The 26,907-nt window shown below is 63.5% G+C and carries 24 protein-coding genes and 1 tRNA gene; 19 read left to right on the top strand and 6 right to left on the bottom strand.

The features are described 5' to 3' along the window. Window positions 1-124 precede the first annotated feature (124 nt). Together SDENCHOL_RS10830 and SDENCHOL_RS10825 are read left to right on the top strand one after the other, a co-directional pair. Window positions 125-3,022 carry a molybdopterin-dependent oxidoreductase gene (locus SDENCHOL_RS10830; protein ID WP_067169443.1) on the top strand — a complete coding sequence of 966 codons (2,898 nt, stop codon included), beginning with the start codon at window positions 125-127 and terminating at the stop codon, window positions 3,020-3,022. 147 nt (window positions 3,023-3,169) lie between these two features. Further along, window positions 3,170-3,841 carry a hypothetical protein gene (locus tag SDENCHOL_RS10825; protein ID WP_153011266.1) on the top strand — a complete coding sequence of 224 codons (672 nt, stop codon included), beginning with the start codon at window positions 3,170-3,172 and terminating at the stop codon, window positions 3,839-3,841. A 43-nt stretch (window positions 3,842-3,884) separates the two neighbouring features. On the opposite strand, the gene SDENCHOL_RS10820 is transcribed toward SDENCHOL_RS10825, so the two are convergent. The 3 genes from SDENCHOL_RS10820 to SDENCHOL_RS10810 are packed head-to-tail and all read right to left on the bottom strand — an operon-like array spanning window position 3,885 to window position 7,548. Next, window positions 3,885-4,706 carry an enoyl-CoA hydratase family protein gene (locus SDENCHOL_RS10820; protein ID WP_067169435.1) on the bottom strand — a complete coding sequence of 274 codons (822 nt, stop codon included), beginning with the start codon at window positions 4,704-4,706 and terminating at the stop codon, window positions 3,885-3,887. Window positions 4,707-4,715: 9 nt separating this feature from the next. After that, on the bottom strand, window positions 4,716-5,219 hold the full coding sequence (locus SDENCHOL_RS10815) for a MarR family winged helix-turn-helix transcriptional regulator (protein WP_067169432.1): 504 nt from the start codon (window positions 5,217-5,219) through the stop codon (window positions 4,716-4,718). A 7-nt stretch (window positions 5,220-5,226) separates the two neighbouring features. Next, window positions 5,227-7,548, bottom strand: coding sequence for a bifunctional salicylyl-CoA 5-hydroxylase/oxidoreductase (locus SDENCHOL_RS10810; protein ID WP_154717217.1), 2,322 nt, complete (start codon window positions 7,546-7,548; stop codon window positions 5,227-5,229). Window positions 7,549-7,709: 161 nt separating this feature from the next. Here SDENCHOL_RS10810 and SDENCHOL_RS10805 point away from each other — a divergent pair, with 161 nt between their 5' ends. Further along, on the top strand, window positions 7,710-9,044 hold the full coding sequence (locus tag SDENCHOL_RS10805; protein ID WP_067169426.1) for an extracellular solute-binding protein: 1,335 nt from the start codon (window positions 7,710-7,712) through the stop codon (window positions 9,042-9,044). A gap of 80 nt (window positions 9,045-9,124) precedes the next feature. Then, entirely contained in the window at window positions 9,125-9,904 is a 780-nt protein-coding gene (gene ugpQ, locus SDENCHOL_RS10800) for a glycerophosphodiester phosphodiesterase (protein ID WP_197706968.1), read from the top strand. A 35-nt stretch (window positions 9,905-9,939) separates the two neighbouring features. On the opposite strand, the gene SDENCHOL_RS10795 is transcribed toward ugpQ, so the two are convergent. After that, the gene (locus tag SDENCHOL_RS10795) at window positions 9,940-10,749 is read right to left on the bottom strand and encodes an outer membrane protein assembly factor BamD (RefSeq protein ID WP_083522812.1); all 810 of its coding nucleotides are present in this window, start codon (window positions 10,747-10,749) and stop codon (window positions 9,940-9,942) included. 72 nt (window positions 10,750-10,821) lie between these two features. Here SDENCHOL_RS10795 and rluD point away from each other — a divergent pair, with 72 nt between their 5' ends. The 10 genes from rluD (at window position 10,822) to SDENCHOL_RS10745 (ending at window position 21,065) form a co-directional block, all read left to right on the top strand. After that, window positions 10,822-11,832, top strand: a complete 1,011-nt coding sequence (gene rluD, locus SDENCHOL_RS10790) for a 23S rRNA pseudouridine(1911/1915/1917) synthase RluD (protein WP_408022499.1) — start codon at window positions 10,822-10,824, stop codon at window positions 11,830-11,832. Beyond that, a complete protein-coding gene (gene pgeF / locus SDENCHOL_RS10785; protein WP_067169420.1) occupies window positions 11,832-12,623 on the top strand; it encodes a peptidoglycan editing factor PgeF in 792 nt (263 codons plus the stop codon). Before rluD ends, pgeF begins: the two co-directional genes overlap by 1 nt. Window positions 12,624-12,708: 85 nt before the next feature. Then, on the top strand, window positions 12,709-13,554 hold the full coding sequence (locus tag SDENCHOL_RS10780) for a ZIP family metal transporter (protein WP_067169416.1): 846 nt from the start codon (window positions 12,709-12,711) through the stop codon (window positions 13,552-13,554). 203 nt (window positions 13,555-13,757) lie between these two features. Then, entirely contained in the window at window positions 13,758-15,539 is a 1,782-nt protein-coding gene (gene phaC / locus SDENCHOL_RS10775) for a class I poly(R)-hydroxyalkanoic acid synthase (RefSeq protein WP_231912967.1), read from the top strand. Window positions 15,540-15,658: 119 nt separating this feature from the next. Further along, the gene (gene phbB, locus SDENCHOL_RS10770) at window positions 15,659-16,399 is read left to right on the top strand and encodes an acetoacetyl-CoA reductase (RefSeq protein ID WP_067169412.1); all 741 of its coding nucleotides are present in this window, start codon (window positions 15,659-15,661) and stop codon (window positions 16,397-16,399) included. Window positions 16,400-16,520: 121 nt separating this feature from the next. Next, window positions 16,521-17,261 carry a beta-ketoacyl-ACP reductase gene (locus tag SDENCHOL_RS10765; RefSeq protein WP_067169409.1) on the top strand — a complete coding sequence of 247 codons (741 nt, stop codon included), beginning with the start codon at window positions 16,521-16,523 and terminating at the stop codon, window positions 17,259-17,261. 41 nt (window positions 17,262-17,302) lie between these two features. Continuing rightward, window positions 17,303-17,953 carry a polyhydroxyalkanoate synthesis repressor PhaR gene (phaR, locus tag SDENCHOL_RS10760; RefSeq protein ID WP_067169406.1) on the top strand — a complete coding sequence of 217 codons (651 nt, stop codon included), beginning with the start codon at window positions 17,303-17,305 and terminating at the stop codon, window positions 17,951-17,953. Between the two features lie 135 nt (window positions 17,954-18,088). Further along, the gene (gene rimO / locus SDENCHOL_RS10755) at window positions 18,089-19,420 is read left to right on the top strand and encodes a 30S ribosomal protein S12 methylthiotransferase RimO (RefSeq protein ID WP_067169403.1); all 1,332 of its coding nucleotides are present in this window, start codon (window positions 18,089-18,091) and stop codon (window positions 19,418-19,420) included. Next, on the top strand, window positions 19,417-20,931 hold the full coding sequence (locus SDENCHOL_RS10750) for an FAD-binding oxidoreductase (protein WP_067169400.1): 1,515 nt from the start codon (window positions 19,417-19,419) through the stop codon (window positions 20,929-20,931). The genes rimO and SDENCHOL_RS10750 overlap by 4 nt, the downstream gene beginning before the upstream one ends. A 58-nt stretch (window positions 20,932-20,989) precedes the next feature. Beyond that, window positions 20,990-21,065: transfer RNA gene (locus SDENCHOL_RS10745), tRNA-Ala, on the top strand. A 51-nt stretch (window positions 21,066-21,116) separates the two neighbouring features. Here SDENCHOL_RS10745 and SDENCHOL_RS10740 read toward each other — a convergent pair. Beyond that, the gene (locus SDENCHOL_RS10740; protein ID WP_067169397.1) at window positions 21,117-22,478 is read right to left on the bottom strand and encodes a HAMP domain-containing histidine kinase; all 1,362 of its coding nucleotides are present in this window, start codon (window positions 22,476-22,478) and stop codon (window positions 21,117-21,119) included. After that, window positions 22,478-23,227 (bottom strand): two-component system response regulator OmpR, encoded by a 750-nt coding sequence (gene ompR / locus SDENCHOL_RS10735; RefSeq protein ID WP_067170640.1) that lies wholly within the window; start codon window positions 23,225-23,227, stop codon window positions 22,478-22,480. The genes SDENCHOL_RS10740 and ompR overlap by 1 nt, the downstream gene beginning before the upstream one ends. Before the next feature lie 182 nt (window positions 23,228-23,409). Between ompR and SDENCHOL_RS10730 the strand changes: the two genes are divergently transcribed. From SDENCHOL_RS10730 to SDENCHOL_RS10710, 5 genes are all read left to right on the top strand, one after another. Further along, complete coding sequence (locus SDENCHOL_RS10730; protein WP_153011265.1) at window positions 23,410-23,796, top strand: hypothetical protein; 387 nt, start codon at window positions 23,410-23,412, stop codon at window positions 23,794-23,796. A gap of 150 nt (window positions 23,797-23,946) precedes the next feature. Then, entirely contained in the window at window positions 23,947-24,897 is a 951-nt protein-coding gene (locus SDENCHOL_RS10725; protein WP_067169391.1) for a hypothetical protein, read from the top strand. A gap of 28 nt (window positions 24,898-24,925) precedes the next feature. Then, on the top strand, window positions 24,926-25,642 hold the full coding sequence (gene tsaB / locus SDENCHOL_RS10720) for a tRNA (adenosine(37)-N6)-threonylcarbamoyltransferase complex dimerization subunit type 1 TsaB (RefSeq protein WP_067169388.1): 717 nt from the start codon (window positions 24,926-24,928) through the stop codon (window positions 25,640-25,642). Then, window positions 25,639-26,112, top strand: a complete 474-nt coding sequence (rimI, locus tag SDENCHOL_RS10715; RefSeq protein WP_067169385.1) for a ribosomal protein S18-alanine N-acetyltransferase — start codon at window positions 25,639-25,641, stop codon at window positions 26,110-26,112. Before tsaB ends, rimI begins: the two co-directional genes overlap by 4 nt. Beyond that, window positions 26,109-26,900 (top strand): uracil-DNA glycosylase, encoded by a 792-nt coding sequence (locus SDENCHOL_RS10710; RefSeq protein ID WP_067169381.1) that lies wholly within the window; start codon window positions 26,109-26,111, stop codon window positions 26,898-26,900. The genes rimI and SDENCHOL_RS10710 overlap by 4 nt, the downstream gene beginning before the upstream one ends. Window positions 26,901-26,907 lie beyond the last annotated feature (7 nt).

The raw sequence follows: 26,907 nt of genomic DNA, 5'->3' as shown, positions 1-26,907 counted from the left end.
TCGCTCAGGGCGGCAAACTATCTCCTGCTGCTGGCGGCATCTATATTGAGATATCCATGGCGTGCAACCATGCCGGGCAGATGAAGCGCTACCGGAATTCGGGAATTCACAGGAGTCTCGTCTCATGCAATTCATGCAATTGACCCGCCGTCATTTCATCATGGGCTCTGCCGCAACCGTTGCCGGTCTCGCCCTCTACAGTCTGCGGCCCAGGCACTATGTGCCGGCCGCGCCGCGCCCGGCCGATCCGCCGACGGTGCCGGCGAAGAAGGTCAAATACAACGACTACTCCGACATCTGGCGCGAGAAGTGGAAGTGGGACAGGGTGGTGAAGGGCACGCACACCCGGGCCAACTGCATCGCGGCTTGTTCCTGGGACGTGTATGTGCGCGATGGCATCGCCTGGCGCGAGGAGCAGAACGCCATTTACGAGCCGCATCGTCCGGACATTCCCGATTTCAACCCGCGCGGCTGCCAGAAGGGCGCTTGTTATACCACCCTGCAACTGTCGGAAGCCCGCCTCAAGTATCCGCTGAAGCGCATCGGCAAGCGCGGCGAAGGCAAGTGGAAGCGCATCACCTGGGACGAGGCGCTGACCGAAATCGCCGACAAGCTGATCGACGCTGCCGTGGCCGAAGGCACCGAATCCATCATCTTCGACGACGGTACCACCAACAGCGGCTATGGCCCGGAAACCTCCGGTGACTGGCGTTTCGCCGATGCGATCCAGGCGACCAAGATCGACTCCTGGGCCGGCGTGTCGGACATGCCGATGGGCGCGGTGCAGACCTGGGGGATGTACAACTGCGAAGGCACGTCGGACGACTGGTTCCGTTCCGACTACATCGTGATCTGGGTGGGCAACCCGATCTATACGCGGATTCCGGAAGCGCACTTCCTGCATGAGGCGCGCTATCGCGGCGCCAAGCTGGTGGTGATCGCTCCCGACCTGAATCCATCAACCGTGCATGCGGATACCTGGATCAACATCAAGCCGGAGACCGATGCCGCGCTGGGTCTGGCGGCGGCCCAGGTGATGATTTCGGAGAATCTCTACAAGCAGGACTACGTCCTCGAACAGACCGACTTCCCGTTCCTGGTGCGCAAGGACAACCAGCGTTTCCTGCGTGCGTCCGACCTGGTCGAGGGCGGGGCGGACAACGCGCTGCATGTCTGGGACGAAGCAAGAAACCAGGCGGTGATTGCCCCCGGCTGCGAAGGCGATGGCAACGGTGGCCGCAGCCTGAAGATGGGCGGGATCAAGCCGGCGCTGTCGGGCACGTTCAGCGTCAAGCTGGTCTCGGGCGAAACGGTCGAAGTGCAGACCGTCTTCGACATGATCAAGGCGCGTCTAGACAGCGAATACACCCCCGAGCAGGCGGCCAGAGTTACCGGCGTGCACGCCAACGTGATTCGCACCTTCGCGCGCGAAATGGCGGCGGCGCCGAACGCCATGATCTACATGTCCTGGGGCGCCTGCAAGCACTATCACAGCGATCTGTACCAGCGCGCCATGATCCTGCTGATGAACCTCACCGGCAACCAGGGCAAGGCCGGCAGCGGCGTGCGCATCGCGGCATGGTGGGGCATGGATGGCCTGGATGCCATGGCCGGCGACATGTTCAGTCCCATGGAAAAACTGCAACTGGCGAAAAAGGCCATCCGCGGACTGACGCCACGCGACTATGAGGAGATTTTCGTGCACATCAGCGCGAAGAATCCCAACATGCCGATGATTCCCTTCCTGTACATCCACGGCGGCTACAAGGAGATGTGGGATCAGCCGCACCTGCAGGATCCACAATTGCCGCGCGGCATGGCCGAGTACATGCGCGAATCGCTCGACAAGGGCTGGATACCCTGTCACCCGCCGGAAGATCGTTCGCCCAAGGCGTACATCTTCACCGGCTGCAACCCGCTGCGTCGCTGGCCTTCACCGCAGATTGCCAAGAAAGTGCTGTGGCCGAAGTTCGACGTGGTGGTGTCGGTGAACTTCCGCATGAGCACGTCCACGATGTTCGCCGACTACGTGCTGCCGGTGGCGGCCTACTACGAGAAGTACGGCATCAAGTACGGCCAGACCTACGTGCCCTACATCATTACCTCGGACAAGGCCACGGAGCCGCTGGGCGAGTCCAAGTCCGACTGGGAGGCGTTCGGCCTGCTGTCGAAATACATTGCCGAGCGCGCGAGGGAGCGCAACATCGGCCCGGTGCGCGGCTTCAGGGACCAACCGCTGGATCTGACCAAAGCCTATGAACGGCATACCGACAATGGCCTGTACGATCCGACCCATCCGGAGGATCCGGTGAAGATGCTCGATGCCGTGTTTGCCGGCAGTCCCAGCGTCAGCGCGCGCACGGGCCGCGAAGCGCTGGCGATGGGCGCGGTGCCGGTGATCGGCTCTGCCCGTCCTTCATTGATCTATCAGAACTACAGCGACTACGATCCCAAGGACACGCACTGGCCGCACCGTGACTTCGTCGAGAAGAAAGTCGCCTGGCCGACCTTGACCGGGCGCCAGCAGTTTTATCTCGACCATCCGTGGTTCATCGAAGGCAACGAAAACCTGCCGGTGCATAAGCCCGCGCCGCATGTCGGCAGCAAGTTTCCGCTGCGCATGTACGGCGGCCACAACCGCTGGTCGATCCACGCCATCTGGCGCGACGTGAAGATGCTGCTGCGCCTGCAGCGCGGCCAGCCGGCCGCCTGGCTGAGTCCGCAGGAAGCCGGCAAGCGCGGCATCGAGGATGGCGACATGATCCGCGTCTACAACCATCACAGCGAATTCGAGTGCATGGTGAAAGTCTCGGCGATCACCGCGCCGGGCGAGATCATCGTCTATCACGCCTGGGAACCGTACCAGCACAAGGACTGGAAGGGCCAGCAGGAGCCGGTCGAGGCGCCGTGGAAGGCGCTGCACCTGGCCGGCGGCTATCACCAGATCCACTATCGCGTCTTCTATGGCGCGCCCAGTCACTCGCCGCGCGGCGCGCCTGTGGAGGTCGAGAAGGCGAAATAGCGAAGTGTAGAAATGGAAATGACTGAATGACTGAATTGCGCGAAATGAACTGCAGATTCACCGTGTCACCGCCGTCTGGCGGGCTGCCGCATCGAGCATGATTCGATTTTCCATCAAGCCGCAAATCTCGATCCCATAGGAGGCGTCATGAACTTTCTTGCATTCGTCGGCGTATTTCTGGTTGCGGTTTTTGGCGCAACTGCGTGGAATCATTACCAGTTGCTGGGTGGCTTCAGCGTCGTCTATCTGCTGGTGATTTTCTTTCTGTCGCTGAACATGCTCGTCTGTCTGTGGGAGAGGGTGCTGTATCTGCGCATCGACCTCATCGAGAAGAAGAATGCGGATTATCGCCGGCGTTTTCCCGCGGACAAGAATCGTCCGGTGCTGGACTTCATCTTCTCCAAGGTGGCTTTCTCCAATCTGTTTTCGGCAGATTACTGGAGCGACGTCTGGGCGACGTATTCGCTGTTCGACGGCTCCTATGCCGACAAGCGCACGCTGGGCTTCAATCTGGATGTCGGTAACGGCTACTGGACGCTGATTCCTTGCTTGCTGCTGCATCTGGGCTTTACCTATCATTTCCTGCCGCCCAATGTCATCGGCATCATTGCGCTGTGCTTCTTCTATCAGGTGGTGTATTGCACCTCGGTGTATTGGTTCTCCTTCTTCAACGTGGGACGGCAGCGTCTGAACAGCCGCAACGAGAACCTGGTCTACATCTGGGGTACCAACTGCCCATGGGTTCTCTTCGGGCTCGTCGGCATGTATGCCGCGGTGCGCCTGATTCTTGACAATAGCTGGGCGGTGTTCGGTAACTGAGGCGAGGCGTGGATGCGCGGATGCGTCCGCGCCGATGCGCGCTTCAATTGCCGGCGAACTGCGGTTTTTCCCGGGCGACGAAGGCGCGATAGGCGCGGCGGAAGTCCTCGGTCTGCATGCAGATCGCCTGGGCGTCGGCTTCGGCATCGATGGCTTCATCCAGGCTCATGTTCCATTCGCGTTGCAGCATGCGCTTGGTCATGGCGTGGGCGAAGCCGGGGCCGGCGGCCAGTTCCGCGGCCAGGCTTTGCGCTTCGCCCAGTAGTTGCTCCGGCTCGCAGAGACGGTTGAAGAATCCCCAGCGCTCGGCTTCCGGGCCTGCCATGCTGCGTCCGGTGTACAGCAGTTCGCTGGCGCGGCCCTGGCCGATGGCGCGCGGCAGCAGGGTGCATGCGCCCATGTCGCTGCCGGCCAGGCCAACGCGGGAGAAGAGGAAGGCGGTGCGGCTGCGCGCGGTGCCGATGCGCATGTCGGCCGCCAGCGCCAGCATCGCGCCGGCGCCGGCGCAGACGCCATCGACGGCGGCGATGATGGGTTGCGGACAGGCGCGCATGGCCTTCACCACGGCGCCGGTCAGACGGGTGAAGTCGAGCAATTCGGGCATGCTCATGCGCGTCAGCGGGCCGATGATGTCATGCACGTCGCCGCCCGAACAGAAATTGCCGGCAGCACCGGTGATGACCACGGCGCGGATGTCATTGGCCTGGTCGGTGGCGAGCGCGGAGAACAGTTCGCGCAATTCGGCGTAGGCGGCGAAGGTCAGCGGGTTTTTGCGTTCCGGGCGGTTCAGGGTCAGCGTCGCCACGCCGTTCTCGTGGTCGGGTTGCCAGAGGAAGTTCCGGGCGGCAGGCGCAGTGGAGGACATGCCGGTCTTTCAGCGGTTCTTGCCGGTGATACCGGCCGCGGCAGCCGTTGCGAGATGGGTTTTCAGTTTGGCCAGCAGTTCGTGAAGCTGGTCGCACTGCTCGCTGTCGAGGCCGGCAAACAGTTCGACGATCCACTGTTCGTGGGCCTTGGCCATCTCGTCGAAGGCCTTGCGGCCCTTGCTGGTCAGCTTGACGATGTAGGCGCGGCGATCCTTGGGGTTGTCCAGGCGGGTAACCAGGCCTTCTTCGACCAGTTGGTCGGTGATGCCGGTGACATTGCCGCCGGTCACCATCATGCGGCGTGAGAGCTCGCCCATTTTCATGCCTTCCGGCACACGTTCGAGTTGCGCCATCAGGTCGAAGCGCGGCAGGGTGATGTCGAATTCCTGACGCAGATGCGAGCGCACGCTGCTTTCGATGAGGTTGGTGCAGGCCAGCATGCGCAGCCAGAGCCGCAGGGCATTGGCATGTTCGCTGTGGGCGCGGGTTTCACTGTCGGTATGTGCGTTCATGGTGGTGTCAGGAGGTGCGATCCAGGTTGTGTTCCAGTTGGGATTTGCCGCCCAGGTATTGACGCGGCCAGGCGACGGCGCGATAGCCTTGCGCGGCCGCGGCGTGCAGGGTCCAGGCCGGATCGGCCAGGTGCGGCCGCCCGAGGGCGCAGAGGTCGGCCCGGCCGGCGGCGATGATGGTGTTGATGTGATCGGCCGCGAAAATGTTGCCGACGGCCATGGTGGGAATGCCGGCTTCGTTGCGGATGCGGTCGGCAAAGGGCGTCTGGTACATGCGGCCATAGGTGGGGCGGGCGGCGCGGGTGGTTTGTCCGGAGGAAACGTCGATCAAGTCGACGCCGAGATCGCGGAAGGCGCGGGCGATCGTCACGGCTTCGTCATCGGTCAGGCCGCCGGGCGCCCAGTCGTGCGCCGAAATGCGCACGGCGAGTGGCCGTTCTGCCGGCCAGGCGATGCGCATTTCGCGACAGACTTCCAGCGGATAGCGCAGCCGGTTTTCCAGTGAGCCGCCGTATTCGTCCTCGCGCCGGTTGGTGAGCGGGCTGATGAAGCTCGACAGCAGATAGCCGTGGGCGCAGTGCAGTTCGAGCAGATCGAAACCTGCCGTGGCGCCGCGCCGCGTGGCGGCGACGAAGGCATCGCGGACGCGGGTCATGTCCTGGCGGGTCATGGCGCGCGGGATCTGGTTCTGCGGGCCGTAGGCGATGTCCGATGCGGCGAGCAGCGGCCAGTTGCCCTCTGCCAGCGGTTCGTCGATCTGCTGCCAGCCGGGTTGGGTCGAGCCCTTCGGGCCGGCGTGGCCCAGTTGCAGGCCGATTTTTGCGTCAGAGGTTTGCCGGGCAAATTCGACGATGCGCTGCCAGGCAGCCATCTGCCGGTCGTTCCAGAGTCCGGCGCAACCCGGCGTGATGCGGCCATCCGGCATGACGGCGGTCATTTCGCAGATCACCAGCGCGGCGCCGCCGAGCAGCCGGCTGCCCAGGTGGGCCAGATGGAAATCGCCGGGCAGGCCGTCCTCGCAGGAGTACATGGCCATCGGCGAGACGACGACGCGGTTCTTCAACGTCATTTCGCGCAGGCGGAAGGGCGTGAACATCGGCGGCAGGCGCTGGTTGCCGGGCTTGGGCGCCCCGCTTTGCCGCGCCAGCCAGCTTTCGATGCCGTCGATATAGGCCGGATCGCGCTGCAGCAGACTGTCATGGCCGAGGCGCTGGCTGCTGGTGAGCAGCGAGTAGGCGAATTGTTCGGGTTCGAGACGCGTGTAGCGGGAGAGGTTCTCGAACCATTCCATGCGGTTGCGCGCGGCATTCTGCAGACGCAGGATTTCGCGGCTGCGTTCGTTCTGATAGTTCTCCAGCGCCTGGGTCAGACTTGTTGCGGCGTCATGAGCAGCCCCGGCGTCAGCGGCAAGGCTGCGGCTCAGGGCAAGCGCGTCTTCCATCGCCAGCCGGGTACCCGAGCCGATCGAGAAATGGCAGGTATGCGCGGCATCGCCGATCAGCACGATGTTGCCGTGGTGCCAGCGCGAGCAATGCACGTTGTTGAAGTTGAGCCAGGCAGAGCCGCGCTGATGGCGAGGGTTGCAAAGCAGCCGGTGGCCTTGCAGGTGACTGGCGAAAATGCGTTCGCAGAATGCCGCCGAAGCGTCGGCATCGAGCTGGTCGAGTCCGGCATTGCGCCAGGTGGCTTCGTGGCATTCGACGATGAAGGTGCTTTTCCCTTCGGCGTAAGGGTAGGCGTGGGCCTGGAACCAGCCCCATGGGCTGGCTTCGGTGATGAAGGTGAAGGCATCCAGGGGCCGGGTGGTGCCGAACCAGAGATAGCGGCATTTGCGCAAATCGATGGCGGGTTGAAAGTGATCGGCATGGCGCGCGCGGGTGGCGCTGTGAATGCCGTCGGCGGCGACGATCAGATCGGCGGCGGCAAGCTGGGTGGCTTGCGGCGCATCGTCATCATCGCCGTCGAGGTTGATTTGACTCTCGAATTCCAGTTGCACGCCCAGTTCGGCGGCGCGCTGCTGGAGGATGGCGAGCAGCGTTTGGCGGCTAATGCCGCTGTAGCCATGGCCACCCGAGCGCATGCAGCGGCCCTTGAAGTGCACCGCGCAATCATCCCAGCGCCGCATGGCGGCAGTGATGGCGGCGTGGCTTTCGGGATCGGCGATGGCCAATGTGTCGAGCGAAGCGGCGGAAAACACCACGCCCCAGCCGAAGGTGTCGTCGGCTTTGTTGCGTTCATGGAGGATGATTTGGTGCGTCGGGTCGGCACGTTTCATCAATATCGAAAAGTACAGACCGGCCGGGCCGCCGCCGAGACAAACGATGCGCATGGGGCTTCGTGCAAATGGGAGAGCAGGGGGAGTATTTCAAATGCATGGAAATACAAATATTCACGTTTAAAATATCATTTTCACTCATGGTCTTCAAGCTTGGAGCGTCCGCGGGGTGGCATAATGTCACGTCAAGGAAATCAGGCAGTGGAGGAGTGGCCATGCAGCGCTTGGGACGTGGTGTGCCGGTTGCCGGCGTGATTGCCGTGGCGGCGAGCCTCGTGTTTTTCAGCGGAATGGCACTGGCGACGCCGGCCAAGACAGTCGCCAAAAGCGCAGCGAAGCCTGCCGCGAAGACGGCCGTCCAGCCAGCGCCGGATGTCGTTTTGCGCCATATGCTCTCGGGTCAGGCGCAGGATACCCTGGCCAGCCTGGTCATGCGTTTCAACGAAGAGCAAAAGGGGCGGATTCGTGTGGTCGTGCAGAACATGGGCGCGCTGGACGACGCCGAGCGGCGCCGTTTGCCGTCCATGGCGCTGCTGGAGCCGGATGACAGCATGCTGTTCTTCCGCGACAAGCCGAAGTTCAAGCCGCTTTATCAGGTGATGACGACGAACGGACAGAGGCTGGAAGCGGGGCAGTTCTTCCCGCTCGTCGCCGATGCGGTGGACGATGGCGCCGGGCGCATCCAGGCGCTGCCACTGGGCCTGTCGCTGCCGGTACTGATGTGGAACAAGGATGAACTGCGCAAGGCCGGGCTGGATCCCGAGGAGCCGCCGCAGAGTTGGTTCGATGTGCAGATGCGCGCCGGCAAGCTGTATGACGAAGGCAGCGCGTGTCCTTTGACCTCTTCGCGTTTTTCCTGGATCCATCTCGAAAACGTGTCTACCCAGCATGGCGAACCGCTGCTGGTCCGCGACAAGGGCCGCGCCATGCGGGCGCGCCTCAACAGCATGGTGGATATCAAGCATCTGGCGCTGCTGTCGAGCTGGTACAAGGCGCGCTATTTCCAGTATTTCGGTCCGGGCAGCGAGGCCGACCACCGCTTTCTTTCCGGTGAGTGCGCCATGATTACCGGCGAGTCGGCGCTGTACCAGGAAGCGCGGCGCGCGGGCATTGCCGTCGGCATGTCGCCGATGCCGTTTTACGACGACATGCATGGCGCCAACCGCGAAAGGATACTGCCGGGCGGGATGGGTTTGTGGGCGCTGGCGGGCCGTAGTGCGCATGAGTATCAGGGGGTGGCGCAGTTTGTCCGCTTCATGCTGCGCCCCGAAGTACAGAACGAGTGGCTGCGTGGTACCGGTTTCCTGCCGATGACGCCCGTGGCGATGCGCACGCTGGAATCGCTGGACGTGCCGCCGCCGCTGGTCAACCTGGCGACGCGCCGTCTCGGCGAGGCCAGCCCGGCGAAATTGCGCACCAAGCACAATGCGGGCCTGAGCCAGTTGCGCAGTATCGTCGACGAGGAAGTCGCCGATGTCTGGGCCAATCGCAAACCGGCCAAGCAGGCGCTGGATATCGCGATGCGCCGCGCCGGTGGCGGCGCGCCGTAGATTGCCATGGCCTGCCATGGCGCGCGGCGGAGGGCTGATCGAGTCTGGCGGCGTCGGGACGGCTTGCAGGAGGTGGAATGATGAGTCCATCCTGGCACTATCCACGCATCATCGCTCACCGCTGCGGCGGTGCTCTGGCACCGGAAAATAGCCTGGCGGGGCTGGCCGTTGCCGCGCGCCTGGGTATCCGCGCCGTCGAATTCGATGTGATGCTGAGCGCCGACGCGGTACCCGTGCTGATCCACGATGAAACCCTGGAGCGCACCAGCAATGGCCAGGGCAGGGTGGCCGACTGGCCGTATGAACGCTTGCGCCGGCTGGATGTGGGGCGGCATCATCACCGCGCCTTTGCCGGTGAGCGCCTGGCGGATCTGCATCAGGCGCTTATCCATTGCCAAGCATTGGGGCTGGCGGCCAATATCGAGATCAAGCCGGCGGCGGGCCATGAGCGGCAAACCGGGCGCGTCGTTGCCGAGTGGGTGAGCGCGTTTCAGCGTGAATGCGCGGCGGCCGGCAGCCAGACAGTGCCTTTGCTGTTTTCCTCGTTTTCCGAAGAGGCGCTCGAGGCAGCCCGCCTTGCCGCGGATGCCGGCGCGGGTGCGGGTGATGCGCCGGCTCGGGCGTTGCTGTGCGAGGAAATTCCGGCGGATTGGCAGACGCGCCTGCAGCGCCTCGACTGCCGCTATCTGCATGGCGATGCGCATCGCCTGCAGGCCGGACGACTGGCGGAAATCCAGGCCGCCGGCGTGGCGCTGGCCTGCTATACCGTGAATGATCCCGTGCAGGCCGAGCAGTTGTTTGCCGCGGGCGTGACGGCAATCTTCAGCGATCGCATCGATCTTTTTGCGGCAACGGCCTGATCGTTCGAGTCAGGCAGGTGAACTGGTGGCGGGTTTTACCAGAGCTTCCACCAGGGACTCGGCCGGTCGAAACCCAGCGCATAGAACTCGCTCTTGGGGAAGTTGCGCCGCATCACGCGCTCGGCGTCATCGCGCAGATCCTTCATGCCGATGGCTTCGTAAGCCAGCACGGTGATGTACATGGCTTCTTCGATTGCCGGCGCATCGGGATAGGTCTTGATGGCATCCTGGGCGCGGTTGACGGCAGCGAGATAGGCGCCGCGCTTGAGGTAGTAGCGGGCGACGTGGACTTCATGCGCGGCCAGGGCGTTGACCAGGTATTTCATGCGCGCCGTGGCGTCGGAAGCATATTTGCTGCCGGGAAATTTGTTGACCAGTTCCTTGAAGGCATCGAAAGCCTCGCGGGCGGCCTTCGGGTCGCGCTCGGTCAGGTCCTGCTGGCTGACGTAGCCAAAGAGGCCGAGGTCTTCGTTGAAATTGACCAGGCCTTTCAGGTAATAGGCGTAATCGACGTTTGGATGATTGGGATGCAGGCGGATGAAGCGGTCGCAGGCGGCGATGGCCGCCACCGGCTCGGAGAGCTTGAAATTGGCATAGGCCACTTCAAGCTGGGCCTGCTGGGCGTAGCGGCCGTAAGGGTAGCGTGATTCGAGCTTTTCCAGCAGCTTGATGGCCCTGTCCCAGGCGCCCTCGTTCATGGCTTCACGGGCTTCGTTGTAGAGCTTCTGGGCCGACCAGCCGCTCGTTTCGTCGGCCTGTTCGGACGTCGAACCGCAGCCGCTGAGCAGGGGGAGGGGGGCGATGGTGATCGCGAAAACAACAGCCAGAGCCGCTAAACTACGCATGATGAAAGTTCCACGAATGAATCATGAATCATGAATCCGACCGATTATAGCGCAAGTGTTCCGGCGTCTTCCGTGAGCCTTCATGAGCTTGTCGATGGTCTTGAGGAGGATGGCGGGGGCATCGTCGGCACGCGCGTGCAGGTCTCTCCCGAGCATGCCGGCCTGCGCCTCGACCAGGCGCTGGCGCGCTTGCTGCCCCAGCATTCCCGCAGCCGTTTGCAGGGTTGGCTGCGCGAGGGACACGTCCGCATCGACGGCCGCGTCGTCACGGATGCGAAACACAAGGTCTGGGGCGGCGAGTGCATCGAGTTGGAGGACGGCCTGGGCGCCGATCCACGTGGGTTGCCGGCGGTCGCCGAGAGCATTCCGCTGCGGATCGTGCATGAGGATGAGGAGATTCTGGTGGTCGACAAGCCGGCCGGGCTGGTGGTCCATCCCGGCAGCGGCAATTGGCAGGGGACGCTGCTGAACGCGCTGCTGCATCACGCGCCGGCGCTGGCGGCGATTCCACGGGCCGGCATCGTGCATCGCCTCGACAAGGAAACCAGCGGTTTGCTGGTCGTCGCGAAAACCCTGGAAGCGCAGACCGATCTGGTGCGCCAGTTGCAGGCGCGCAGCGTCAGGCGCCACTACCTGGCGCTGGTGCATGGCGTGGTGGCGGCGGAGAGGACGGGTGGCACGGTCGATGCGCCGATCGGCCGTCATCCGACGCAGCGCACCCGGATGGCGGTCGTCCCACTGGAGCGGCATGGCAAGGAGGCGCGCACGCATTACCTGGTGCGCGAGCGTTTCGCGGCGGCAACGTTGCTCGAATGCCGGCTGGAAACCGGGCGCACGCACCAGATCCGCGTGCATATGATGGAACTCGGCCATCCTCTGGTGGGCGATCCCGTCTATCTGCGCGGTAAACGCAGCGGCCAGCCGTTGTTCAGCGCTTTCCCGCGCCAGGCGCTGCATGCCTGGCGTCTGGCGCTGCGCCATCCGCGCACGCAGTTGGAGATGAGCTGGGAAGCGCCGCTGCCCGAGGATTTCGCCGCGCTGCTGGGGGCGTTGCGGGCGCAGAATGACGATCGGGAGGCGTGATGGATGAACTGTTGATTCCCGACTGGGGCTGCGAACATGCAGCGGGCGCGCCGCCCGGCGTGCGCGCCCTGGTGACCACGCGCCTGAGCCTGCAGGGTTGCAGCGCGGCGCCGTACGAGTATTTCAATCTCGCCCTGCATGTGGGTGACGATCCGCTGGCCGTGATGGCCAATCGCGGCAGTTTGCGTCGTCTGCTGCCGGCCGAGCCGCTCTGGCTGAATCAGGTGCACGGCACCGAGGTGGCCTGTGCCGATGATGATCGTGGCGATGCGGCTGTCGTGCCGACGGCCGATGCCAGTTGCGCTCGTGCGCCGGGCCGGGTTTGCGTCGTGCTGACGGCTGATTGCCTGCCTCTGCTGCTGGCGGCGCGCGACGGTTCGGTCGTGGCGGCCGCGCATGCCGGCTGGCGCGGTCTGGCCGCCGGCGTGATCGAGGCGACGGTGGCCGCCATGGGCGTGCCGGCAGCGGATGTGCAGGTCTGGCTGGGGCCGGCCATCGGCCCGGCGGCCTTTGAGGTGGGTGCCGAGGTGCGTGCCGCCTTTTGCCGGCACGATCCGCAGGCAGCGCTGGCTTTTCGCGCGCAGGGGGGACGGGAAAAGCCGGATAGATCGAACGAGCCGGACAAATGGCTGTGCGATCTGTACATGCTGGCGCGTCAGCGGCTGGCCGCGCTTGGCGTGCGGCAGGTGAGCGGCGGCGGCTTATGCACCTGGAGCGACGAACGGCGTTTCTACTCCTACCGCCGCGATGGCGCCACCGGACGCATGGCCAGCCTGATCTGGCGTGAGTGAGTTGCCGCTGCGACGTCGTTGCGCCCGGTTTCCAGACGCGCTTCCCTTATAATTCGGCAATTTTCCGCGCCTTCGAAACTCAGCCATGTCAGTGCTTGCCTGGATACTTCTGATGTCGTTTGCCGGCGGCCTGCTTTCCGTGCTGGCGGCCTCGCTCATCGCCTTGACGGCGAGCCGGCGTTGGGTCAATTCGCTGGTCAGCTATGCCATCGGCGCCCTGCTTGGCGCGGCTTTTCTGGAAGTGCTGCCGCACGCCGTGGTAGGCAGCGGCGACGTCGGTTCGACTTCGGCCATCGTGCTCGCCGGCATACTCGGTTTCTTCGTGCTCGAGAAGTTGGTGCTCTGGCGCCACTGTCATACCGAGCACTGCGAGGGCCATGAGCAACCGGTGCTCACCGCCAACCGGGTGCAGGAGCACTTCCATTCCCATGGTCATGCGCACAATGTGCACGCTGCGCACGATGGCGGACGCAGCGGTCTGTTGATCATGGTGGGCGATACCTTCCACAACTTCGTCGATGGCATCCTGATTGCCGCCGCCTTCATGGAAAGCGTCCAGCTTGGCATCATCACCTCGCTGGCCATCATTGCCCACGAGATTCCGCAGGAAGTCGGCGATTTCGTGATCCTGCTGCATTCCGGCTACAGCCGCGCCAAGGCATTGATTTTCAACGTCGTTTCATCGCTGGCCACCCTGGCGGGCGGCGTGCTGGCGTATTTCGCCCTTTCGGCCATGCAAGGCGCGGTGCCGGTGTTTCTTTCCCTGGCGGCAGCGAGCATGATTTACGTCGCCGTGGCGGATCTGATCCCCGGACTGCATAAACGCACCGAACTGCGGGCCACGCTGCATCAGGTGGTGTTGATCGTCACGGGCATCCTGACGATCTGGGCGGCGCATCATCTGGTCGAGCATTTCTTCGGAGCCGCTTGAGCTGGACGGGTTTTGAAGCTGCAGGCGAGTGTTTTCGGCACAGGCGCGGTACCGGCGGATTTGTGCAGTGCGGTATAATCTTCCTCTTTTCAGGCCCCGGCCATGGTGCATGGACGCGAGAGCGTTTCTGTCCGCAAGCGCCGGGATCGACCGGGAAACAGGAGTAGAGGATGTCCGCAGGCCCCGATCTGCCCTCACAAGCCATGCAAACCATGTTCCAGGCCGGACAGTCCTGGGCGCAGGGCTTTGCGCAGTGGCTGGCGGCGGTTCAGGCTCAGGCGCAATCACAACCGCAATCGCAATCGCAATCAACAACTGCGCAGGCCGCTGCTTCCGCGTCGCCAACCTCAAAGTCAGATCCTGCCCAGGCGGCGGCGCAGCATGGCGCGCTGCAGCAACTGCAGCAGGCGTTCATGGCGCGGCACATGGCGCTCTGGCAGGCGCAGATCAATCGCTCGTCCGACAAGAACGCAGCCTCTTCAACGCCGGACGCGGCCTTGCCCCGGCCCCAGCCGGGCGACCGCCGTTTTTCGGCAGCGGAATGGGCAAACAGCCCGATCCATGATTATTTCCGTCAGTCCTACCTCCTCAATGCCGAGTACGTCGGCCGCCTGGTCGAGCTGCTGCCGGCAGCCGATACCAAGGCGCGGGAACGCATGCGCTTCATGGCGCGGCAGTATGTCGATGCGCTGGCACCGTCGAATTTTGCCGCCACCAATCCCGAGTTCATCGAGACCGCGCTGGCGAGCCAGGGCGAGAGCATCAATGCCGGCATCCGCAACCTGCTTGCCGACATCGAGAAGGGCCATATCTCGCTGAGCGACGAAACGGCCTTCGAGGTCGGCCGCAACCTGGCGATCACGCCCGGGGCGGTGGTGTTTGAAAACGAGGTGATGCAGCTCATCCAGTATGCGCCGCTGAGCGATGTGGTCGGCACCCGGCCGCTGGTGATCGTGCCGCCCTGCATCAACAAGTACTACATCCTCGATCTGCAGCCGGAAAATTCGCTGGTGCGCCATGCCATCGAACAGGGCAATACCGTGTTCATGGTTTCCTGGCGCAATCCCCAGGCCGCGCAGGGCCATCTGGGTTGGGATGATTACGTCGAGCAGGGCGTGCTGCGGGCGCTCGCCGTGGCGGCGGCGATCTGCGGCGTCGAGCAGGTGAATGCCCTGGGTTTCTGCGTCGGCGGCACCCTCCTGAGCACCGCGCTGGCCGTGGCGCGGGCGCGCGGCGAGACGCCGGTGACTTCGCTGACCTTGCTGACGACGCTGCTCGATTTTGCCGATCCCGGCGAGCTTGGCCTGTTCATCGACCAGGCTTCCGTCGCCGCGCGCGAGGCGAGCATCGGCAAGGGCGGCCTGATGAAGGGCAGCGAGCTGGCGGCGGTATTTTCCAGCCTGCGCGCCAATGATCTGATCTGGCAGTACGTGGTCAGCAATTACCTGAAGGGCGGCAAGCCGCCGGCCTTCGACCTGCTTTACTGGAATGCCGATTCCACCAATCTGCCGGGGCCGTTCGCGGTTTGGTATCTGCGCAACATGTATCTGGAAAATCGCCTGCGCAGCCCCGGCCGGCTGACGGTCTGCGGCGAGAAGGTCGATTTGCGCAAGGTGGATATGCCGGTCTTCCTGTATGCCTCGCGCGAGGATCACATCGTGCCCTGGCAGGCCGGCTATCGGTCGCGCGCCCTGCTGGGTGGGCGCAGCACCTTCGTCATGGGAGCGAGCGGACATATCGCCGGCGTGATCAACCCGCCGGCCAAGAACAGGCGCAGTTACTGGGTCGGCGAATATGCCGGCAAGGATGCGGAGCGATGGCTGGCCGGGGCGACGGAGCAGCGCGGCAGCTGGTGGCCGACCTGGACGGCATGGCTGCAGGCGTTTGCCGGCAAGCCGCGCAAGGCGCGCGTGCGTCTGGGGAGCGTGACATATAAGGCATTGGAGCCTGCGCCGGGCAGATACGTTCGGGAAAAGGCATCGTAGAATGGCAGCGCCGGCCGCTGCAGGAAAGGCGCGTTGCATGGCCGGCAGTTCGACGGGATGCGCCATGGCATTTGCTGCATCATGAATTCATCGACAAACCGATACAGAGGAGACAGGTTATGCCAAGAGTGGCTTTGGTAACGGGCGGTATGGGCGGTCTGGGCGAGGCGATCTGCGTCAAGCTCGCTGCGCTGGGCTACACGGTGGTGACGACCTACAGTCCGAGCAATACCCGCGCCCAGGACTGGCTGCGCAACATGAATGACATGGGCTATGGTTTCAAGGCCTATCCTTGCGATGTCGGTGATTTCGATTCCTGCAAGAACTGCGTCGAGCAGATCGCCAAGGACATCGGGCCGGTCGAAGTGCTGGTGAATAACGCCGGCATCACCCGCGACATGACTTTCAAGAAGATGACCAAGGCCGATTGGGATGTCGTCGTGCGCACCAACCTGGATTCGGTGTTCAACATGACCAAGCAGGTGATGGACGGCATGGTCGAGCGCAACTGGGGTCGCGTCATCAACATTTCGTCGGTGAATGGCCAGAAGGGCGCCTTCGGACAGACCAACTACGCGGCGGCCAAGGCCGGCATGCACGGCTTCACCAAGTCGCTGGCGCTGGAAGTGGCGAAGAAGGGCGTGACGATCAACACGATTTCGCCGGGTTACATCGGCACCAAGATGGTCACGGCGATTCCGCAGGACGTGCTGGAATCGAAGATCCTGCCGCAGATCCCCACCGGGCGGCTGGGCAAGCCGGAAGAGGTTGCCGGCCTGGTGGCGTATCTGACTTCCGAGGAAGCGGCGTTCGTGAATGGCGCCAACATCTCGATCAACGGCGGTCAGCACATGTTCTGACAGCAGCGGGACGGTCGGGCGGTGCGGGTGTGGCCAGGGCCGCATCCGCACCTGTTTTCACCTATTTGCGCTATGGCGTGGATCAACGGGTTTTTGTCGTCAAGAAGAAAGGTTGTGCAACATGGCTGGAAAAGTGGCATTGGTGACGGGAGGCATGGGCGGTCTGGGTACCGCGATGTGCAGGGCGCTGGCGCAGGACGGCATGACCGTCGTTGCCAACTGCCTGCCGGGATTCCCGCCCATGAACGAATGGCTGGCCAGAATGAGGGCGGAAGGCTTCAATATCCATGCCGCCGAGGGCGATGTTTCCGATTTCGATTCCTGCGCGGCAATGGTGCAGAAGATCGAGGCCGAAATCGGCCCGGTCGATGTGCTGGTGAATAACGCCGGCATCACCCGCGATACCGTGCTGCGCAAGATGGAAAAGACGCAGTGGGATGCCGTGCTGTCGACCAATCTCGACAGCCTGTTCAACGTCACGCGCCAGGTCATCGAAGGCATGGCGACGCGCGGCTGGGGACGCATCATCAACATGGCTTCGGTCAATGGCGTGAAGGGCCAGCTCGGCCAGGCCAACTACTCGGCCGCCAAGGCCGGTGTGCTGGGCTTCACCAAGGCCGTCGCCCAGGAAGTCATCAAGAAGGGCGTGACGGTGAATGCCATCGCGCCGGGCTATATCGCCACCGAAATGGTCATGGCGATCAAGCCCGAAGTGCGCGAGCAGATCGTCGCGACGATACCGATGGGGCGCTTCGGCCAACCCGAGGAAATCGGCCATCTGGTGAGCTTCCTGGCTTCCGACAAGGCCGCCTACATGACCGGCGCCACCTTCAACATCAACGGCGGTCTGCACATGTGCTGAACATGCCGGCGCGCCAACCCCGTTTCAGGAAGGGAACCCTCATGGCCGATACTGCCTCCGCACCCTCTGTTCGCCTCATCAAGAAATACCCGAATCGCCGTCTCTACGATACGCGCGACAGCGCCTATATCACGCTTGCCGATGTCAAGCAGTTGGTGCTGAATCACGAGGCGTTCAAGGTGGTGGATGCCAAGAGCGGCGAGGATCTGACGCGCAGCGTCCTGCTGCAGATCATTCTCGAAGAGGAAACCGGCGGAGCGCCGATGTTTACCAGCGAGCTGCTGGCGCAGATGATCCGCTTCTACGGCAACGCCATGCAGGGCATGATGGGCAAGTATCTGGAAAGCAATCTGCGTTCCTTCGCCGAGATGCAGGCCCGCTTCAAGGAGCAGGCGCGTGCCGTGTATGGCGAGAATTCGCCGATGAGCCGGGATCTCTGGGCGCAGTTCCTGAATTTCCAGGGGCCGGCCATGCACAACATGATGAGCGCCTACATGGATCAGAGTCAGAAGATGTTCCAGCAGATGCAGGAACAGATGCAGGGCCAGGCGCGCAACATGTTTTCGGGCTTCCAGTTTCCCCAGTTCAACGCCGCGCCGGGCGATGAGCATGGCGCAAACAAGGACAAGGGAAGCGGTGGAAATGCCGGAACCAGCGGAATTAGTGGAACCACTGGCAAGGAACGCAAATAGCAGGTTCTGCCGCCGCCCGCGGTTCGCTGTCTTCCGATTTTCCATTTCTTCATTTCTTCATTTCCGTCTCCACGGGGTTGCGGCGCTGTGCCCGGGATTCTTTGGGCAGGGCAACATTTCGGAGCATTTGCAACCATGTCACGCATGCAGAAAGAACCGACCATCGGCTTCGTTTCACTTGGCTGCCCGAAGGCGACGGTCGATTCCGAACTGATCCTGACGCGCCTGCGCGCCGAGGGCTACCGGATTTCCGGTTCCTACGACGGCGCCGATCTGGTGGTGGTGAATACCTGCGGCTTCATCGACGCGGCGGTGGAAGAGTCGCTGGATGCCATCGGCGAAGCGCTCGCCGAAAACGGCAAGGTGATCGTCACCGGCTGCCTGGGCGCGCGCGAGGAGGTGGTGCGCGCGGCGCATCCGCAAGTGCTGGCGGTGACCGGGCCGCATGCCGCGCAGGAAGTGATGAATGCCGTGCACGCCCAGTTGCCGCCGGCGCATGAGCCGTTCATCGACCTGGTGCCGCCGCAGGGCATCCGCATCACACCGCAGCATTACGCCTATCTGAAGATTTCCGAAGGCTGCAACCATCGCTGCAGCTTCTGCATCATCCCCAGCCTGCGCGGCGATCTGGTCAGTCGGCCGATCGCCGAGGTGATGCTGGAAGCCGAGAAGCTGGCCCAGGCCGGCGTCAAGGAATTGCTGGTGATTTCCCAGGACACCAGCGCCTACGGCGTGGACGTCAAATACCGCACCGGCTTCGTCAATGGCCGGCCGCTGAAAACACGTTTGCTGGAGCTGGCCCGGGCGCTGGGCGAGCTGGGCATCTGGATCCGCCTGCACTACGTCTATCCTTATCCCAGCGTCGATGCCCTGATTCCACTGATGGCCGAAGGCAAGATCCTGCCCTATCTGGATGTGCCGTTTCAGCATGCCAGCCCGCGCATCCTGAAGCTGATGAAACGCCCGGCGAGCAGCGAGAACAATCTCGAACGCATCCGGGCCTGGCGGGCGATCTGTCCGGACCTCACCATCCGCAGCACTTTCATCACCGGCTTTCCCGGCGAGACCGAAGCCGAGTTCGAGGCGCTGCTGGATTTTCTCGAAGAAGCCCAGCTCGATCGCGTCGGCGCCTTTGCCTATTCGCCGGTCGAGGGCGCGTCGGCGAATGAACTGCCCGGTGCGCTGCCGGCGGAAGTGCGCGAAGCGCGCCGCCAGCAGTTGATGGAATTCCAGGAGGACATCAGCACTCGCCGGCTGGAGGCCAAAATCGGCCGCCGCTTGCAAGTGCTGGTGGAAGAAGTCGATGAGGAGGGCGCCGTGGCCCGCAGCCAGGGCGATGCGCCGGAAATCGACGGGCTGGTGCATGTCACCGATGGCCAGGAACTCGCCGTGGGCGAATTCGCCATGGTGGAAATCACTGACTGCGACGTCCATGATCTGTACGCCAGGGTCGCTCCGGGGCAATGAGCAACGAGGCAGCCAGGCAAGCGGCGGATGCGCTGAAACTGCGCTTGTCGGAGATCGTCGGCAGCCGCCAGGTGCTGACCGAAGCGGCTGACACACAACCCTATCTGCATGACTGGCGCGGCCGCTATCACGGCCAGGCGCTGTGCGTGGTGCGTCCGGGCACGACCGCCGAAGTGGCGGCGGTGGTGGCGGCATGCGCCCAGGCCGGGGCGGGTGGCATCGCCATGGTGCCGCAAGGCGGCAATACCGGACTGGTCGGCGGCGGCGTGCCCTGCAATGCAGAGGCTGATTCGGCTGATCTGGCTGACCCGCTTGCCTCGGCCGGCCGGCCGCAGGTCGTCATCAGCCTGCAGCGCTTGCAGCGCATCCGCGCCATCGATACGGCCAACCACACGCTGACGGCGGAAGCCGGCTGCACGCTGCAGCAGGTGCAGGAAGCGGCTGCCGAGGCGGGCCTGCTGTTCCCTCTGGCGATCGCCTCGCAAGGCACGGCGACCATCGGCGGCAATCTATCCACCAATGCCGGCGGCGTACAGGTGCTGCGCTACGGCAACATGCGCGAGCTGACCCTGGGGCTGGAAGTCGTTCTGGCCGATGGCCGTATCTGGGATGGTCTGCGCGGGCTGCGCAAGGACAACACTGGCTACGACCTCAAGCAACTGTTCATCGGCGCCGAAGGCACGCTGGGCCTGATCACCGCCGCCGTGCTGAAACTCCATCCCCGTCCTCGCGCGCAGCTCACCGCCTGGCTGGCATTGCCTGATCCGCAAGTGGCAGTGGAACTGCTGGGACGCCTGCGCCAGCATTTCGGCGAGCGCGTCAGCGCCTTTGAAATCATCAATCGCGCAGCGCTCGAACTGGTGTTCAAGCATGTGCCGGATACGCACTCGCCCCTGTCGCGTATTCATGATTGGCAGTTGCTGCTGCAACTGGATGCTTCCAGCGCCGCCGAAGGCGCCACCTTGGCAGATGATCTGAGCGAGTTGCTGGTCGCCGAACAGGCGGCAGGGCGTTTGCTCGATGCGGTATTGGCGCAAAGCGAAACCCAGGCCGCCGCGCTCTGGAAATTGCGCGAAAGCATTTCCGAGGCGCAGAAGAAAGAAGGCTTCAGCATCAAGCACGATGTTTCGCTGCCGATCTCGCGCCTGCACGAATTCATCGAGCAGACCGACGCCCGTCTGACTTCCCGCTATCCGGGCGTGCGCATCGTCTGCTTCGGCCATCTCGGCGACGGCAACCTGCACTACAACCCCTCGCAGCCCCTGGCCGAGGACAACCGCGCCTTCATCGCCGCGACGGCCGAGGTCAATCGCCTGGTGCATGATCTGGTGCACGCACTGGGCGGCAGCATTTCCGCCGAGCACGGCCTGGGGCAACTGAAGCGCGAGGAAATCCTGCGCTACAAAAGCCCGCTGGAAATCGAACTGATGCGCAACATCAAGACCGCGCTGGATCCGCGGGGTCTGATGAATCCGGGCAAGCTGCTGTCGAACAGTGATGTTGCACGGTAAAGTTGCAAATAACCCTTTACAGCCGTCCGGCCGGACTCTATAATTCGGCGCTTCTTGTGGGGGTATAGCTCAGCTGGGAGAGCGCTTGCATGGCATGCAAGAGGTCAGCGGTTCGATCCCGCTTACCTCCACCACCTGATCGAAGAAAAAGGCCAACCATCCGGTTGGCCTTTTTCATTTTCCCATCACGCCTGCAGCGTTGCCGTCTCTTCAGCGTACGGCTTGGCCTTCGGCATCACGATGCGGGCGGTCAGGCCGCCGCCGGGGCGAGGCAGGAGCTGGAATGAGCCGTTGTGGCTGCGTGCGATGCGGTCGACGATGGCGAGGCCGAGGCCGGCGCCGGCGGTGTTGCTGCGCGCCGATTCGAGGCGCGTGAATGGCAGCTTGAGGCGCTCGACTTCCGCGGGCGAAATGCCGGGGCCGCGGTCGTTGACTTCAATGACGACATGCTGCGGGTCGTCGAGGCGCAGCGCCAGGGACAAACCGTCCGAACCGGCATGGCGCAGGGCGTTGTCGATCAGGTTGGTGACGGCGCGCCGGATGGCCTGGGTGCGCACCAGGCAGGGCGGCAGCAGTTCGAACGCCGTTTCCAGCGCCGTTCCACGCCGCTTGTATTGATTGGCCAGATCATTGAGCAAGGCGGTGAGGTCGGTTTCCTGGAGCGGTTCATTGCCGGTCTCGCGGGCGAAGTCGAGAAACTGGTTGATGGTCTGATCCATCTCCTCGACATCGGCGATCATGCCGTCGCGCGTGTCCTGCGCTGCCGGGTCGTCGGCGGAGATCATTTCGATGCCCATGCGCAGGCGCGTCAGCGGCGTGCGCAGATCGTGCGAGATGCCGGCCAGGATCAGGGCGCGGTCGCTGTCGAGGCGGGAGAGGTCGGCCGACATTTGGTTGAAGGCGCGGGTGACATCGATGATTTCGCCGGGCCCCGTTTCCGCCAGCGGCGCCGGCTGCCGGCCGCGACCGATCTGCCGGGCGGCCTGGGCCAGGGCGCGCAGCGGGCGGGTGACGCGAAAGACGATCAAGTAGGCGCCACCCAGCGACAGCAGGATGGCCGCCAGGCCCCAGCCCAGCCACTGCCGGTGCAGGATGTGTTCGATGCGTTCGCGCGGCAGGGCGACCCAGTATTCATTGTCGCCCTCTTCATCAATGGCAAAACTGATGAAGACCGCATGTTCTCCATTGCGTTCGAGGGTGAATTGCGTTTGTGGCCCGAGTTCGTCGAGCAGATGGGCTTTGACGCGCCGGAGTATGAATTCGTTGTCCAGCGGCGCAATGCTCTCGTCGCTTTCGTAGGGATAAATGTGGATGCCTTCGCGGTCGGAGAGGTCGCGCAGCAGTTCGCGGCGATGTTCCGGGGCGGCGTTGATGATGGCGCTGCGCGTCAGGTTGACGACGCTGATCATCAGTTGGGCAATCTGGCGCGCGCGCGGTTCTTCCTGATACAGGCGAAAAATGGCGAACCAGGCCAGAACGGACAACAGCATCAACAGCGCCACCAGCAGGAAGGTGCGCCAGAGCAGGCTGTGCGGCCAGAGCTTCATCAGTCCTTCTTCACCCCGTCCGGAACGAAGACGTAGCCGAATCCCCAGACGGTCTGGATGTAGCGCGGCTTGGCCGGATCGTCCTCGACGAGCTTGCGCAGCCGCGAAATCTGCACGTCGATCGAGCGGTCGAAGACGTCGTATTCGCGGCCGCGCGCCAGTTCCATCAGTTTGTCGCGCGACAGCGGCTGGCGCGGGTGCTGCACCAGCACTTTCAGGACGGCAAACTCGCCGGTGGTGAGCTGGCTGGCGGGCGCTTGCTCGCCGTTGCCGTTGCCATTGTGCCGCGCCAGCTCGCGGGTCGCCAGATTCAGGCTGACGTTGCCGAAGCTGACGATTTCCTCCTCGATGGTCGGCGCGCCGGGCGGTGCCGCCGCCTTGCGCCGGCGCAGGACGGCATGGATGCGGGCCACCAGCTCGCGGGGGTTGAAGGGTTTGGGCAGGTAGTCGTCGGCGCCCATTTCGAGACCGACGATGCGGTCGATGTCGTCGCCCTTGGCCGTCAGCATGATGATGGCCGTATCATTTTTGCTGCTGCGCAGGCGGCGGCAGATGGACAGGCCATCTTCGCCGGGCAGCATCAGGTCGAGCACCAGCAGGTCATAGAGTTCCCGATTGAGCGCTTTGTCCATGTCTGCCGCATTGGCAACGGCCTTGACCGTGAAACCCTGGTCGCTGAGGTAGCGGTTGAGCAGATCGCGCAGGCGCAGGTCGTCATCGACGACGAGAATTTTGGTGGTATCGTTCATGAGCGCCATGCTAGCGATTCCCGTGAGGTTGCGCCAGCCATCGGTGCGGCGATGTGGTTAGACAATATTTCCGCCGCGGAAGAATGTTGCACCTTGTTACAATTCGCGGTGGCAGATTAATAACTGACTTACATCCGGACTCGATGATTCATGCCGTGCTGCAGAAGCGCTGAATTTACCGCTTGTCGCGTTTGCCGCGTTTTTCTCGTTCTCTCCATGGCGTCTTTCGTTGCGTTATGAAGTTTGTTCCGTCATCGCTGTTTTCCTCGGGAATGTGGCTGGTCATGAGTCTGGCATTGGCGATGCCGGCCATCGCTCAGCACCAGGTTTCCCGTGAAGAGCGGCACGAAGCCCGTTCACCCGATGGCGATGCGAGATGGTCGGCCGCCGGCCCGCTTCCCGCCGAACCGACGCAGGTAATGAATGAAACGGAGATGGGGCCGCCGGTACCGTGGCGGCGCGGAAAGCGCATGACGCGCGAGGAGCGCCGCCAGCTCAGGCAGGATATCAATGAGGCCGGCCGTGAGTTGTATGGTTTGCCGGTGCGCAAGAAGCACCAGCATCATTGATTCCAGCTTGCGCATTCACTTCCGCTTCCGCATTCCAGGCGCGGGGCGAGCCGTGGCCAGTGCCTGAGATGCCGCTCAACTACGCAACTGTAACGCAACTGCAGCAACTACACCGTGATGTGTGATGCACCTGATATCGGACAAGACGTAATGAAGATCGGACGCGCGCCTTGGCCGGTTGTCTGCGGCATTCTGCTGGCACTGTCCGGATGGATGTCGAAGGAGGCGCTTGCATTGCCGGGTGCGGCTGTCAGCGTACCGCCGCTGGTCGATGTCGCGGAGCCTGAGCCGGTGAGCGCGCCGCCAAAAGCGCCTCCCGTGATGTTGCTGTACAACCCGTTGCGCGAACCCGAGTTGCCGATTTTTACCGGCGCCGCCCAGCGTTTCATTCAGTCGGCGCGTCCTTTGCGGCCAAGGTTCAACGCGATGCCTTCCAGGGAGAAGGTCAATTTCCTCGAACGCTATGTGTTTGCCATGTGCAATTCCCGCCTGGTCAATGGCATGGACATGGTCTTCAAGATGGAAACCGGCAGCGAGAACTTTTGCGGCTATATGCCCGGCATGCTCAGTTGTTTTGCGGCGGACAGTTGCAGCGAGCCGGCGTATGCCGAGGCCGTGAAATATATCCGCGGCTCGCTGGCAAAGTTCGACAGGTTCATCAAATGGTCGGATCGCCGCAAATGGCAGTACCGCGGCGATGCCCTCAAGGTGGCCTTCTATACGCGCAACACATTGACCAAGCGGGGGCAGTTGTGCGCGACGCTGAAACTGCTCAATGACAACGACGAGGCGGTGGTGGTGCGTGCTGCCGCCAGATTGCGCACGGCCGACGGCGGTCGGCATACCGTGTTCTCGCGGCCGTACTATGTCGCGGCCAGAAGCAGTTTGCCCAATCTCAGCGACGAGGATCTGTTCAGCAAGGACACCGAAATGCGCATGCGCAAGCTCACCGCCGATGCCCAGGCGGTGGCAAAGCAAGCGGGAATTGCCGACATCCAGGCCTACACGGGTACGCACGAACGCTGGAATTGCGTCGCTTCGGCGAGTGAGGCGCTGCCGCAGGCCGAGTTTTCGCAGGTATGGGTCGAGTTTTCGCGCTAGCCGTTGGCCGCATGGATAAAATCGCATCGTGAATCTGCTCGCCCTGGAAACCGCCACCCAACGCTTGTCCGTCGCGCTCTGGCGTGACGGCGTTTGCCATGAGCGTGCCGCCGAGGTCGTCAATGGCGGTTCGGAGCGGCTGCTGCCCTGGGTGCAAGCGCTGCTTGCCGAAGCGGACATGGATTTCACTGCGCTGGACGGTCTGGCCTTTGGCGCCGGCCCTGGCGGCTTTACCGGCCTGCGCCTGGCTTGCGGCGTGGTTCAGGGTCTGGCCTGCGGCCTGGATTTGCCGGTGGTGGGGATTCCTTCGCTGGAAGCGCTGGCGCGGGTGGCCTGGGAACAGGAACAGGACTGTGCCCGGATTTTTGCCTGCCTCGATGCGCGCATGGATGAAGTGTATTGCGCCGCCTATGAAATCCGCGACGGTCTGCCGGAAATCGTGCTGGCGCCATTCGTCGCCGCGCCGCAGACGTTGGGTGAGCGGGTGCGGCCGCTGCTGATGAATGAGGGCTGGCTGGGATGCGGGGATGGTTTCGCGGCTTACCCGGCGCTGGCGGATCAGGTGGGTCGGTTGGAGCGCGTCATCCCGGGCTGCTGGCCGACGGCGGCGGCAGTCGCGCATCTGGCGGCAGCGCGCTTTGCCCAGGGCGAGGGCGTCGATGCGGCATTGGCCGCGCCGCTCTACGTGCGCGACAAGGTGGCGTTGACGACGGCCGAGCGTCTGGCGCGCGGCGGAATGAAATGAGCCTGGTGGCGGCCGCGCCGCAAGCGCCGCGCATCGACTTCAAGCCGATGTGCCTGGGCGATCTGGATGCGGTGCTTGCCATGGAGCGGCGCGTGCATGCCTTTTCCTGGACGCGCGGCAATTTCATCGACAGCCTGGATGCGGGTCACTCCGCCTGGCTGTTGTATCGGGACGATGTTCTGGCCGGTCATGCGCTGTGCTCGGTCGTGCTTGAGGAAGCGGAATTGCTGGATATCGTGGTCGATGAGGCGTATCAGAGGCGGGGGCTGGGAGGACGGTTCATGGATTTTCTCGTGACGGAGGTGCGCCGCGCCGGTGCGCTGCGGATGTTTCTCGAAGTGCGGGCATCGAATCATGCCGCGCTTGCCTTGTATGCGCGCAGCGGCTTCGATCAGGTCGGCCTGCGGCGTGATTACTATCCGTGCAACGCCGGCCGCGAAGACGCGCTGGTGATGATGAGGGCGCTATGAGCAAAACTTCATCACCCGCCTCGCGCCGCGCCGCAATGCTGCGCGAGATGGGGTTGGCGCCGCTGTGGAAGTTGCGCCAGCCGTCGGCGCAGGCGTCCGGAGAATCTGCCGATGCGCCGCAGGTCGATGCGCCCGCGCCGGCGCAAGCCGTGCCGCAGGTGCAGGTGGCGGCCGAGCCGACGACCGCTACCGCGAGTGGCGACGAGCGGGCAAGCGCCATCGCCGTCATGGACTGGGCGCAGTTGCGTGCCAGCGTGGCGGCATGCCGCGCCTGCGATCTGTGCAAGGATCGTCAGCAGGCGGTATTGGGGGTCGGCGATGAAACGGCGGATTGGCTGTTCGTCGGCGAAGGCCCCGGCGCGGAGGAGGACAGGCGCGGCGAGCCTTTCGTTGGCCAGGCCGGCAAGCTGCTCGATGCGATGCTGGCGGCCATCGGCCTGCAGCGTGGGCGGGATGTCTATATCGCCAATGCCGTCAAATGTCGGCCAGCGGGCAATCGCACGCCAACCGCCGAGGAAATGGCGGCCTGCCGGCCTTATCTGGAGCGCCAGATCGCCTTGCTGCAACCCCGGTTGATCGTGGCTTTGGGACGACCGGCAGCGCAAACCTTGCTGCAGAGCGAAATCAAGATTTCCGCCGCGCGCGGTCGCCTGTTCGACCGTGCGGGCATCCCCGTGGTCATTACCTATCACCCGGCCTATCTGCTGCGCACCCTGAACGACAAGGCCAAGGCCTGGGAGGATCTCTGCTTTGCCCGGCGCACCATGGCCGGGTTGAAGTTGAAATAGTCCTGGT

The sequence above is a fragment of the Sterolibacterium denitrificans genome (genome assembly GCF_900174485.1).
Taxonomy (GTDB): Bacteria; Pseudomonadota; Gammaproteobacteria; order Burkholderiales; family Rhodocyclaceae; genus Sterolibacterium; species Sterolibacterium denitrificans.
The sequence above is the reverse complement of the archived record's forward strand: the minus strand, read 5'-3'. Positions and strand labels throughout refer to the sequence as shown.